The organism is Salinicola lusitanus (assembly GCF_038648475.1).
GTDB classification, from domain to species: Bacteria; Pseudomonadota; Gammaproteobacteria; order Pseudomonadales; family Halomonadaceae; genus Salinicola; species Salinicola lusitanus.
Map to the genome: position 1 here is coordinate 231726 of NZ_CP151919.1, position 12323 is coordinate 244048.

The 12323-nt window shown below is 63.8% G+C and carries 11 protein-coding genes; 6 read left to right on the plus strand and 5 right to left on the minus strand.

Translation table 11 applies throughout. The features are described from left to right. The first annotated feature begins 42 nt into the window (after positions 1–42). Genes dapD through AAGT95_RS01035 form a run of 4 tightly spaced genes read left to right on the plus strand, consistent with a single transcriptional unit; the run spans position 43 to position 3642 of the window. Positions 43–1068 carry a 2,3,4,5-tetrahydropyridine-2,6-dicarboxylate N-succinyltransferase gene (dapD, locus tag AAGT95_RS01020; protein ID WP_342595232.1) on the plus strand — a complete coding sequence of 342 codons (1026 nt, stop codon included), beginning with the start codon at positions 43–45 and terminating at the stop codon, positions 1066–1068. A gap of 31 nt (positions 1069–1099) precedes the next feature. Beyond that, positions 1100–2281 (plus strand): succinyl-diaminopimelate desuccinylase, encoded by a 1182-nt coding sequence (gene dapE, locus AAGT95_RS01025; RefSeq protein WP_342595233.1) that lies wholly within the window; start codon positions 1100–1102, stop codon positions 2279–2281. Next, positions 2265–2657, plus strand: coding sequence for a hypothetical protein (locus AAGT95_RS01030; protein ID WP_110602215.1), 393 nt, complete (start codon positions 2265–2267; stop codon positions 2655–2657). Before dapE ends, AAGT95_RS01030 begins: the two co-directional genes overlap by 17 nt. A 49-nt stretch (positions 2658–2706) precedes the next feature. Continuing rightward, positions 2707–3642, plus strand: coding sequence for a cation diffusion facilitator family transporter (locus AAGT95_RS01035; RefSeq protein WP_110602214.1), 936 nt, complete (start codon positions 2707–2709; stop codon positions 3640–3642). A 63-nt stretch (positions 3643–3705) separates the two neighbouring features. Here the strand turns inward: AAGT95_RS01035 and AAGT95_RS01040 are convergent, their stop codons facing one another. Next, positions 3706–4188, minus strand: a complete 483-nt coding sequence (locus tag AAGT95_RS01040) for a cold-shock protein (RefSeq protein WP_110602212.1) — start codon at positions 4186–4188, stop codon at positions 3706–3708. Positions 4189–4307: 119 nt separating this feature from the next. On the opposite strand from AAGT95_RS01040, the gene AAGT95_RS01045 reads away from it, so the two are divergent. Continuing rightward, positions 4308–4586, plus strand: a complete 279-nt coding sequence (locus AAGT95_RS01045; RefSeq protein WP_342595234.1) for a SlyX family protein — start codon at positions 4308–4310, stop codon at positions 4584–4586. Positions 4587–4782: 196 nt separating this feature from the next. Here the strand turns inward: AAGT95_RS01045 and trxB are convergent, their stop codons facing one another. The 3 genes from trxB to AAGT95_RS01060 all read right to left on the minus strand — a co-directional run bounded on the left by trxB (position 4783) and on the right by AAGT95_RS01060 (position 6854). Beyond that, positions 4783–5733 (minus strand): thioredoxin-disulfide reductase, encoded by a 951-nt coding sequence (trxB, locus tag AAGT95_RS01050; RefSeq protein WP_110602209.1) that lies wholly within the window; start codon positions 5731–5733, stop codon positions 4783–4785. 162 nt (positions 5734–5895) lie between these two features. Then, positions 5896–6498: a peroxiredoxin gene (locus tag AAGT95_RS01055; protein ID WP_110602207.1), complete on the minus strand. Its 603-nt coding sequence runs from the start codon at positions 6496–6498 to the stop codon at positions 5896–5898. A 149-nt stretch (positions 6499–6647) separates the two neighbouring features. Next, positions 6648–6854 (minus strand): CPXCG motif-containing cysteine-rich protein, encoded by a 207-nt coding sequence (locus AAGT95_RS01060; RefSeq protein ID WP_110602206.1) that lies wholly within the window; start codon positions 6852–6854, stop codon positions 6648–6650. Between the two features lie 392 nt (positions 6855–7246). On the opposite strand from AAGT95_RS01060, the gene acnA reads away from it, so the two are divergent. Beyond that, a complete protein-coding gene (acnA, locus tag AAGT95_RS01065; protein ID WP_342595235.1) occupies positions 7247–10009 on the plus strand; it encodes an aconitate hydratase AcnA in 2763 nt (920 codons plus the stop codon). Positions 10010–10506: 497 nt separating this feature from the next. Here acnA and AAGT95_RS01070 read toward each other — a convergent pair whose 3' ends face one another. Beyond that, positions 10507–12189, minus strand: a complete 1683-nt coding sequence (locus tag AAGT95_RS01070; RefSeq protein ID WP_342595236.1) for an NAD-dependent malic enzyme — start codon at positions 12187–12189, stop codon at positions 10507–10509. Positions 12190–12323 lie beyond the last annotated feature (134 nt).

The following is a 12323-nucleotide window of genomic DNA, read 5'->3' on the forward strand; positions in this document are numbered from 1 at the left end:
ATCTTCCACGACACCTTCACCGAACACGATAAGGAACCTGCGATGTTGAGCTTCGCGCTAGGAATCGGTACCCAGAACAGCCAGGGCGACTGGCTCGAAGTCTACTATCCGGCGCCGCTGCATCAGCCCGCCGCCGACCTCGTCGCCGCCGCGCGCCAGGCCCTGGGTGCCGATGCCAGCGAGGAAGTCGTCAGTTTCCTGCCGGAGCACGCAACCGGCCTCGCAGAAGCGCTGCGGGCCGCCGGCGCCGCCGATCAGGCCGACCTCGCCGAGACGTTCGTCGATGCCAAGCGCCCCCTGGTCGCGGTGTTCCTGGACGAAGACCATGCGCCGACCAGCGTGCCGGAGGTCTATCTCAAGCTGCATCTGCTCTCCCACCGACTGATCAAGCCCCACGGCACCCAGCTCGACGGCATGTTCGGCCTGCTCAGGAATATCGCCTGGACCAATGAGGGCGCCATCGACGTCGAGGAACTTCCCGCGCGTCGCCTCAAGGCCCGCCTGGCCGGACGCCCGCTCTCGGTGGACTGCGTCGACAAGTTCCCCAAGATGACCGACTACGTCGTGCCCAAGGGGATCCGGATCGGCGATACCGCCCGCGTACGCCTCGGCGCCCATCTGGGCGAAGGCACCACGGTCATGCACGAGGGTTTCTGCAACTTCAACGCCGGCACCGAAGGCCCCGGCATGGTCGAGGGACGTATCTCGGCCGGCGTCTTCGTCGGCAAGGGCTCCGACCTGGGTGCCGGCTGCTCCACCATGGGTACGCTCTCCGGCGGCGGCAACGTGGTGATCAGAATCGGCGAGAACTGCCTGATCGGCGCCAATGCCGGCCTGGGCATCCCGCTGGGCGACCGCTGCACCGTCGAAGCCGGCCTCTACGTCACCGCGGGCTCCAAGGTCACCGTCCTGGACGACCAGGGCGAAGCCGTCCAGACCGTGGCCGCGCGGGAACTCGCCGGCCAGGACGATCTGCTGTTCATTCGTCACTCGGTGACCGGGCGCCTGGAGTGCCGCACCAACAAGAGCGCCGTCGCCCTCAATGAATCGCTGCACGCTCACAATTGATCCGGCCCGACCGGCTGCCCTGGAGAACCGCATGCCCCAAGCGTCAATGACGACCGCGCCCTCCGACACGCTGACGCTGGCACTGGAGCTGCTCAAGCGACCGTCGGTGACGCCGGACGATCACGGCTGCCAGGCGCTGATGATCGAGCGCCTGGAACGCATCGGCTTCCAGATCGAACGGATGTCGATCGGTGGCATCGACAACTTCTGGGCCACCCGGGGCCAGCACGGCCCGATGCTCGCCTTTGCCGGCCATACCGACGTGGTGCCCAGCGGACCGGAGAGCGAGTGGCAGTACCCGCCATTCGAGCCGCGCATCGATGAGGCCGGTTTTCTCTGCGGACGCGGGGCCGCCGACATGAAAGGCAGCTTGGCGTCGATGGTGACGGCCGTCGAGCGCTTCGTCGCCGCCCATCCGGACCACCACGGCAGAATCGCGTTCCTGATCACCGCCGACGAGGAAGGCCCGGCGGTGCACGGCACCCGGGCCGTGGTGGAGCGACTGCGCGAGCGTCACGAGCCGCTGGACTACTGCATCGTCGGCGAGCCCTCCTCCACCAGCCATCTGGGCGACGTGATCAAGAACGGCCGCCGCGGATCGCTGGGCGGTGTGCTGCGGGTGCGCGGCATTCAGGGCCACGTGGCCTATCCACAACTGGCCCGCAACCCGATTCACCAGGCGCTGCCCGTGCTTTCCGAACTGGTCGACGAGCCCTGGGATGCCGGCAACGACTTCTTCCCGGCGACCAGCTTCCAGATCTCCAACCTGCATGCAGGAACCGGTGCCACCAATGTCGTTCCCGGCGAACTGGAGGTGACCTTCAACTTTCGCTACTCCAGCGAGGTCACGCAGCTCCAGTTGCGCGAACGGGTCGAGCGGAAACTGGCCGCCCACGGGCTCGATTATCAGCTCGACTGGACCCTCAACGGCGAACCTTTCCTGACCGCGGAGGGGGAGCTCCTCGAGGCGGCGCGGCGTGCCTGCGAGGCGGTCACCGGCCATCGGCCGGCGCTTTCCACCTCCGGCGGCACGTCGGACGGGCGCTTCATTGCTACACTGGGCACGCAGGTGATCGAGCTGGGCCCTGTCAATGCCACCATCCACCAGGTCAACGAACGCATCCGTGCCGACGACCTCGATACCCTGAGCCGCATCTACGAGACGACACTCGAGCGGCTGTTCGCCAGAGGAACCCATGGAGCGTTTTCCTGATATCGAAATCTATCTGGCCGTCGCCGACGTCGAGGCCATCACCCGATGGCTGCGCCAAACCCTCGGTGACGATGACCTGACCCTGGACCGGGCCGGCAAGGGGATCTGGCGCGGCAGGACCGCTGGCGCCGAGCGAGGTATCGGCATCATGCTGGTCGAACGCGCCGCCGATGGTTACGCCAGCCTGTGGTTCGACTGCGACGCCACGCCCTGGCCCCGCGACACCGACTGCGCCCGCGACGCCGCTCGCGAGCTGGGCTGCGAGGCCCGCTGTTCGCTGGGTGGCTGGCAACCCGGTGACGATCCCGACCGATTCTGGCAGGTAACGCCGGACGGTCACGAGCACACCATAGAGTGGCCCGACTCGGGCCGCTGACCACGCCGTCACCGCCGGAACGCGGCCGGTCCGACAGGGAGTCACCTACATGGCGGAATCCAAGCCAGTCATCTATGCCGCCATGGGCGGCAATCTGCTCATTGCGGTCACCAAGTTCGTCGCGGCCGCGATCACCGGCAGCTCCGCCATGCTCTCCGAGGGCATCCACTCGGTCGTGGACACCGGCAACCAGATTCTGCTGCTGTTGGGCATGAAGCGGGCCAAGCGACCGCCGAGCCCTCAGTTTCCGTTCGGTCACGGCAAGGAGATCTACTTCTGGAGCTTCGTGGTCGCGCTGCTGATCTTCGCGATCGGCTCCGGGGTCTCGCTCTACGAAGGTGTGATCCATGTCCTGCACCCCGAACCGATCGAGTCGCCGCTGGTCAACTACATCGTGCTCGGCCTGGGTATCCTGTTCGAGGGCGCCTCATGGGCGTTCGCGCTCAACGAGTTTCGCAAGACCAAGGGCAAGTGGGGCTACGTCGAAGCGGTACAGCGCGGCAAGGATCCTTCCATGTTCGTGGTGATCTTCGAGGACTCCGCAGCGCTGCTCGGCCTGATGGTGGCGCTCGCCGGGGTTGCCCTGTCGCAGTGGACCGGCATCCTGCTGTTCGATGGCATCGCTTCGATCATCATCGGACTGCTGCTCGGCGGCACGGCCATCTGGCTGGCCATGGAGACCAAGAGCCTGCTGATCGGGGAAAGCGCCAACCAGCACGTGGTCGAGAGCATTCGCCAGCTGGCGGGAGATGCCGATGGCGTCGAAGGCGTCAACGAAGTCCTGACCATGCATATGGGGCCCAACTTCATCCTGGTCAATCTCAGCGTTCGCTTTGCTCGCGGCGCCACGGCGGAGCGCATCGAGCGTGCCATCGCCAAGCTCGACCGGGAGATCAAGCAGGCCCACGATGGCGTCAAGCGGGTATTCGTCGAGGCCGAGGCGCGCGCGGGAGTCGACGAGACGCCATCGGCCTCCGGGGCGTGAGCAGGAAACGAAAAACCCCCGAAGGCGAGCCTCCGGGGGTTTCGGGCACTCCAGCCGCGGCTGTCAGGTGATGACGGTCACGTCGTCTGCCTGCAGTCCGCGGTCATTCTCGATCACGTGGTAACGCACCTTCTGCCCTTCGGCGAGCGTCCGGTGGCCCTTGCCCCGAATCGCCCGAAAGTGCACGAACACGTCCTCACCGTCGGCCCGCGTGATGAAGCCATAGCCCTTGTTGACATTGAACCATTTGACTTCACCCAGCTCGCGATCGTCGTTCTCCACGTCCGCCAGCATGGCAGCCGTGACCGCGCGCGGGGTCGCTGGCGCCAGCAGCGCCATGGCCAGCGTGCCCAGCCAAAGCACGATGAAGACGGCGATCACCGTCGCCCCATACATCGCCGAGACACCTTCCACGTTCAAGAACCAGGTCAGGTCGGTGGCCAGCATGCTGCTGATCAGCGTGATCAAAAGACCGATCAGCAATGGCGAGGGTATCGAGAGGAGTAGACTGATCAGCGTACAACGCAAAATTACCTTGCTATTCATGGATTCTCATATCTCTGGACGTCGGAACAAGGAAAACGTACCGCGCCTTCTCAACAACGCGGAAACGGTCTTCATACCCAATATCGTTAATCGACTTTCACTAACTAAAGGTGCCGTGAATGGAAGATGACACACAGCGTCGGCAGTCTAGCACGGTCGAGACGCCCTCGCGTACGACCTCGGAAGCTCGCCTCGATGCGCTCGAGAGCCGCTTGACGTTTCAGGAAGATTGGCTGGAAACCCTCGACCGCCTGGTGAGACAGCAGGCGACCGAGCTCGAGCGGCTCGGCCGCGTCAACGCCCTGATGCGCGAGCGACTCAGCGAACAGCGCCAGGCCATCGACGAGCTGGGCGGCGAGATGCCAGGCCCCGAGGACGAGCTGCCGCCGCACTATTGAGCCAAGCTAAGCCGCGAGCCGCGAGCCGCGAGCCGCGAGCCGCGAGCCGCGAAAATCAGGATGCTGCAGCCCTGAACGCAACATGCCAGCGACGATATCGTCGCTGGCATGTTGCGTTCAGAGCTCTTGCCCTTTCTTGCCGCTTATCTCTTCCAGGCGCGCAGCGACGCTCGTCCCGCTTCGGGCGACGCCCGACTTAGAGCTCGTCCAGAAACCGCTCCGCATCCAGCGCCGCCATGCAGCCGCTGCCGGCGGAGGTAATGGCCTGACGATAGACATGGTCCATGACGTCGCCGGCCGCGAACACGCCAGGCACACTGGTCGCCGTGGCATTGCCCTCCAGACCGGACTGGACACGGATATAACCGTTGGCCATATCGAGCTGGCCCTCGAAAATTCCGGTGTTGGGGGTATGGCCGATGGCGATGAAGACACCCATGGCATCGAGCTGCTTGGTCTCGCCTGTCAACGTGGATCGGAGTTGCGCCCCGGTGACCCCGCTGCCGTCGCCCAGCACCTCGTCGAGGGTATGATTCCACTCGATAGCCATGTTGCCGTTCTCGACCTTCTCGAACAGGCGATCCTGCAGAATCTTCTCGCCGCGAAGGCTGTCGCGCCGGTGCACCAGCGTCACCTTCGAGGCGATATTGGAGAGATACAGCGCCTCTTCCATTGCCGTATTGCCGCCACCGACCACGACGACGTGCTGGTTGCGGTAGAAGAAGCCGTCGCAGGTCGCGCAGGCCGACACGCCCTGCCCCATGAACTGCTGCTCGGAAGGGAGACCCAGATAGCGGGCGCTGGCGCCGGTGGCGATGATCAGCGCGTCGCAGGTATAGGTGCCATTGTCGCCCTTGAGGGTGAACGGCTTCTCGCGCAGCTCGACCTCGTTGATGTGGTCGAACAGCACTTCGGTCTGAAAGCGCTCGGCATGCTTGCGCATGCGTTCCATCAACTCCGGCCCCTGCACCCCTTCATCGTCGCCGGGCCAGTTGTCCACGTCGGTGGTCGTCGTCAACTGGCCACCGGCCTGCATGCCGGTGATCAGCAACGGCCTGAGGTTCGCCCGCGCGGCATAGACCGCGGCCGTGTAGCCTGCCGGCCCGGAGCCCAGAATAATCAGACGTTCGTGACGCGCGTCGCTCATGACTACCTCGATTCAGATCAACGATTCGGTTGGCGTGTACTGCTATTCGACACCCTGTGGCATGTCCCGAACCCGAGCCATGCCACAGGACACCGCGATAGGCGGGCATGATACCAGAAACGACAAAGGCGGCCCGACGGGCCGCCTCTGAAATCATGCCGCTTACAGGTTGCCGGCGTAGGTGCCCAGGTACTTGGCCACGCCTTCGGCAGTGTCCTTCATACCTTCCTGGCCCTCTTCCCAGCCCGCCGGGCAGACTTCGCCGTGGGTCTGGTGGTACTTGAGTGCCTTGACCATGCGCAGCATCTCGTCGACGTTGCGGCCCAGCGGCAGGTTGTTGACCGTCTGGTGCTGGACGACGCCGTCTTCATCGATCAGGAAGGAAGCGCGCAGGGCGACACCGGCTTCCGGATGCTCGATGCCGTAGGCCTGGCAGATCTCGTGCTTGACGTCGGCCACGACCGGGAAGCCGACTTCACCGATGCCGCCCGCGTCCGGCGAGGTCTTGCGCCAGGCGTGGTGCGTGTACTGGGAATCGATGGAAGCACCGATCACCTCGACGCCGAGTTCCTTGAACTTCGCCAGACGATTGTCATGGGCGATGATTTCGGACGGGCAGACGAAGGTGAAGTCCAGCGGCCAGAAGAACAGCACGCGCAGCTTGCCGTTGCTGTCGGACAGCCGGAAGTCGTCCTTGATGGAACCGTCCGGCATCACGGCGGCAGTTTCGAAATCCGGGGCTTGGCGTCCTACGAGTACGCTCATTGGCATCTCCTGTGTTGAGTCGTTATGTGATGGCAAATTGTGAAGTGGCTAGACTAAAGATTAACCACTGATGAGCCAATTTGATTGGCGCAATGAATCATATAGCAATTGACTATCAAATCTTGCGGCGCTCGCTATCGAGCCGAGACCTACACCACGTCGTCGTCGCTGGCCAGCGTTACCCCTTCCAGCTCTCCGGAGAGCGTTGTCTCCACCACGACATGGATCGGCTGGCAGCAGATGGCGCAATCCTCCCAGGTGTCGTAACCGCCTGCGCTCAGATCCAGCAACAAGGAAAAGGGGGCATCGCAGTACGGACAGTGAACGGGCCAATCGACGAGCGAATCCTGTGGCATGGGTCATCTCCAGCCTTACGCTTGACCTGCAGAGTGTCTCTCCACCAACTACGCTGAAGTTGGTGACGATCGGATGCGCTTTCAAGGCCGCACCGGACGATAGTCGTGAAGCATCCAATTGAAAATGCATGTTATCGTGCCCATGATAATTGTCGACAACCTGTTCGTCCGGCAGTCGCGGGGTCGATGCCGACGACTATCGGGTCTCTCGCGAGACCAGTTTCAGTGCGGCAGCGAGGCCCAGGCAAATTCAGACACAAGAGCGGTGTAAAGACACCCCATCGAAAGGCGGTCGACAGCCGGGAACGCTGTCGGATCGTAGCTAAGGAACCTGACAGGCTGGCTGGCGCCGATCATCGAGGCCAGCCGCCGCCATGAGGAGGATAACCCTGATGTCTACCGACCCGAGTCACACGCTAGCGACGCTCGACGTCAACGGCACGACGTTTCACTACTACAGTCTGCCCAAGGCGGCCGAAACGCTCGGCAACATCGACAAGTTGCCGATGACGCTCAAGGTCCTGCTGGAAAACCAGCTGCGCTACGCCGACGATGCCACCGTGGCCGAAGAGGATATCCAGGCGCTGGCCGACTGGCTCAAGGAGGGCAAATCGACCCGTGAAATCGGCTATCGCCCGGCGCGGGTCCTGATGCAGGACTTCACCGGCGTCCCCGGCGTGGTCGATCTGGCCGCCATGCGCGATGCCGTCAAGAAGCTTGGCGCCAAGGCAGAGCGGATCAATCCGCTGTCGCCGGTGGATCTGGTCATCGACCACTCCGTCATGGTCGACCATTTCGGCGATGCGTCCGCGTTCAAGGACAATGTCGCCATGGAGATGGAACGCAACCTGGAGCGCTACGAGTTCCTGCGCTGGGGTCAGAAGGCGTTCGACAATTTCCGTGTCGTGCCGCCGGGTACCGGTATCTGCCACCAGGTCAACCTGGAGTATCTCGGCAAGACGGTATGGACCAAGGAGGTCGACGGCAAGACCTACGCCTTCCCCGATACGCTGGTCGGCACCGACTCCCACACCACCATGATCAACGGCCTGGGCATTCTCGGCTGGGGCGTCGGCGGCATCGAAGCCGAAGCTGCCATGCTCGGCCAGCCGGTATCGATGCTGATCCCCGAGGTGGTCGGCTTCAAGCTGACCGGCAAGCTCAAGGAAGGCATCACCGCCACCGACCTGGTGTTGACCGTCACCCAGATGCTGCGCAAGAAAGGCGTGGTGGGCAAGTTCGTCGAATTCTACGGCGACGGCCTCGACGACCTGCCGCTGGCGGATCGCGCCACCATCGCCAACATGGCACCGGAATACGGCGCCACCTGCGGCTTCTTCCCGGTCGACGACGAGACGCTCAACTACCTGCGCCTGACCGGTCGCGACGAAGATCAGATCGCGCTGGTCAAGGCCTACAGCCAAGCCCAGGGACTCTGGCGCGAGCCGGGAGCGGAGCCGACGTTCACCGACTCGCTGGCACTGGACATGGATGAAGTCGAAGCCTCGCTGGCCGGCCCCAAGCGACCTCAGGACCGGGTCGCGCTCGCCGACATGAAGTCGACCTTCGAATCCCTGATGGCCGGCGAGCAGCCGGATGCCTCCCACGAAGAGAAGGCCAAGTGGACCGGTGAAGGCGGCGATACTGCCATCGGTGCGCCGCCCGCCGACGGCGAGGCCTACACCAGCGGCGCGGATTACCGTACCGGCGACAGCCAGGAGGTGACCTACGAGGACGAGACCTTCTCGCTCAACCACGGCGCCGTGGTGATCGCCGCGATCACCTCCTGTACCAACACCTCCAACCCCAGCGTGATGATGGCCGCCGGCCTGCTGGCGCGGAAAGCCAAGGCAAAAGGGCTGACCACCAAGCCATGGGTCAAGACCTCGCTGGCCCCCGGCTCCAAGGTGGTCACAGACTATCTGGCCGCGGGCGGCGTGCAGGACGACCTCGACGCGCTCGGCTTCAACCTGGTGGGCTACGGCTGCACGACCTGTATCGGCAACTCCGGGCCGCTGCCCGAGCCGATCGAGAAAGCGGTCAACGACGGCGATCTCACCGTCGCCTCGGTGCTCTCCGGCAACCGCAACTTCGAAGGCCGCGTGCACCCGCTGGTCAAGACCAACTGGCTCGCCTCACCGCCCCTGGTCGTCGCCTACGCCCTGGCCGGCAACGTGCGCAAGGACCTGTCGAAGGAGCCCCTGGGCAAGGATCAGGACGGCAACGACATCTACCTCAAGGACATCTGGCCCTCCCAGGCCGAGATCGCCGAGGCGGTGGAGAAGGTCAAGACCGAAATGTACCGCAAGGAGTACGCCGAGGTGTTCGACGGCGACGAGGCCTGGCAGTCGATCGAGTTCCCGGAGAGCGAGGTCTACGCCTGGTCCAAGGACTCCACCTACATCCAGCACCCGCCGTTCTTCGAGGGGATGGACAAGGAGCCGAAGCCGGTCGAAGACGTCAAGAATGCCCGCGTGCTGGCCAAGCTGGGCGACTCCGTCACCACCGACCACATCTCGCCGGCCGGCTCGATCAAGCCGGACAGCCCCGCCGGCAAGTATCTGCAGGAGCACGGCGTCGCGGTGAAGGACTTCAACTCCTACGGTTCGCGTCGCGGCAACCACGAGGTGATGATGCGCGGCACCTTCGCCAACGTGCGTATCCGCAACGAGATGCTGGAGAACGTCGAGGGCGGCTACACCCGGCACGTGCCCAGCGGCGAGCAGATGTCGATCTACGACGCGGCGATGAAATATGCCGAGGACGACACCCCGCTGGTGGTGATCGCCGGCAAGGAGTACGGCACCGGCTCCTCCCGTGACTGGGCGGCCAAGGGCACGCGTCTGCTCGGCGTGCGCGCGGTCATCACCGAATCCTACGAGCGTATCCACCGCTCCAACCTGATCGGCATGGGCGTGCTGCCGCTGCAGTTCCCCGAGGGTGAAAGTCGCGAGACGCTGGGGCTCACCGGCGACGAGACCATCTCCATCGAAGGGCTGGCGGATCTGACCCCGGGCGCCAGCGTCAAGGTGACCATCGAAAGCGACAAGGGCGAGAAGAAGATCGATGCCCTGTGCCGTATCGACACCGCCAACGAACTGGAGTACTACCGCCACGGCGGCATCCTCCACTACGTCCTGCGCAGCATGCTGTAAGCGCGCAACGCGTCGTTTGAATGGCGTTGCACGCCATCAGCGAAGCCCCACCGATCGGTGGGGCTTTTTCGTGGATCCTGTGCCAAACGGACGAGGCGACTCATTTCATCTCCTCGTATTTACCACTGACCGGGCACCAACCTCCCTTCTGCTCATGGTCGTGAGGGGCAAGCCCCTCACACTCCCCTTCTTGACGCAGCGCAATAGCGAAGCCCTGAACGCAGTCACGCTGAATTCGGGTCGGCGCAAAAGGGCATCCTGCCCAACGCGCCTCTTGCGACATCCATGTCTCAAGACCCGATTCATCGCTCCCGCGTTCAGCGCTATTGCGGAGGCGTCGAAGGCTGCCACCTCTCGAGCGTGGAGAGAAATATCCATCAACGAACAAGCCCCGCTCTCGGGCGGGGCTTGTTCGTAGCTCGTAGCTCGTAGCTCGTAGCTCGTAGCTCGTAGCTCGTCGCTCGTCGCTCGTCGCTCGTCGCTCGTCGCTCACGACATCAGATCGAACGCCGACGATACTGCCGATAGCGCGGATACCAGAAGTGGCCATGGATCGCATCCCACAGCACTTCGTCGCTGGAGGAGAGCGCGACACCATCCTGCTGGGCCTGCTTGCCGACGGCGAAGGCGATCAACTGGCTGATCTCGCGAATGTCGCCCAGCGCGGGCAGCAGCGCCCCCTCGCCGGTCTTGACGATCGGCGCGCTGTCGGCGAGCGCATTGGAGGCCGCCATCAGCATGTTGTCGGTGACACGCGTCGCATTGGCGGCGATCACGCCAAGGCCGATGCCCGGGAAGATATAGGAGTTGTTGCACTGGGCGATGGGGATCGTGCGACCGTCGATCTCCACCGGCGGGAACGGACTCCCCGTCGCCACCATCGCCTGTCCGTTGGTCCACTCCAGCACGTCCTGCGGAACCGCCTCGACCTTGGACGTGGGGTTGGAGAGCGGCATGACCAGCGGATTCTCGCAGTTGGCGTTGAGCGTCTTGATCACCTCCTCGGTGAACAGGCCGCGCTGGCCGGAGACGCCGATCAGGATGGTCGGCTTGGCGTTGCGGACCACGTCGAGCAGCAGGCGGGTATCACTGTCGAAGCGCAACTCGGCGGGATCGTGGGCGAGCCGCTGCTGGAAGCCGTGCAGCCCCTCCATGTCGGTGGTCAGCAGGCCATCCTTGTCGACCATGAAGATGCGTTTTCTGGCATCGGCTTCCGACAAGCCTTCGCGCGTCATCGCAATCACGATCTGCTCGGCGATGCCGCAGCCGGCGGACCCGGCGCCGGCGAAGGTGATCGTCTGCTCGCTGAGCTTGGCATTCTTGGCCTTGCACGAGGCCAGCAACGTCGCCACGCAGACCGAGGCGGTGCCCTGGATATCGTCGTTGAAACAGCAGAGCTCGTCCCGATAACGCTCCAGCAGCGGCATCGCGTTGGTCAGCGCGAAATCCTCGAACTGCAGCAACACGTTGGGCCAGCGAGCCTTCAGCGACTCCATGAACAGGGTGATGAACTCGGCATACTCGTCCGGCGACACGCGCTTGTGGCGCCAGCCCATGTACATCGGATCGTCGAGCAGCTTCTGGTTGTTGGTGCCGACATCCAGTGTGATCGGCAGCGTGTAGGCCGGGCTGATGCCGCCACAGGCGGTGTAGAGCGAAAGCTTGCCGATCGGGATGCCCATGCCGCCGATACCCTGGTCGCCGAGGCCGAGGATGCGTTCACCGTCGGTGACCACGATCACCCGCACCTTGTCCTTGGTCGCGCTGCGCAGGATGTCATCCATCCGATGGCGGTCGGGGTAGGAGATGAACAGGCCACGATGGTTGCGGTAGATATTGGAAAACTCTTCGCACGCCTCGCCCACCGTCGGGGTGTAGATGATCGGCAGCATCTCCTCGAGATGCTCCTCCAGCAGGCGGAAGAACAACGTCTCGTTGTCGTCCTGGATCGCCCGCAGATAGATATGCTTGTCGAGGTTGTTCTGGCACAGGGTGTACTGGTGATAAGCCCGTTCGAGCTGCTCTTCGATGCTCTCGACGTTCTGCGGCAGCAGGCCCACCAGGTTGAACTCGACCCGCTCGTCACGGGTAAAGGCGCTGCCCTTGTTGAGCAGCGGCGTTTCCAGCAGCGACGGTCCGGCGTAGGGGATGTAAAGCGGGCGCTTGGCGTGATCGGACATGAATCGACTCTCGCGGTAACCAACGAATGAAACGCGCCTGTCGGACGGGCGATCTCACCGGTCGTTGGTGCAGGCCCGATGGCGCATTGTCGTTATCGACCGTGCGGCTGCCACGCAACCGGACGGACGCCCCG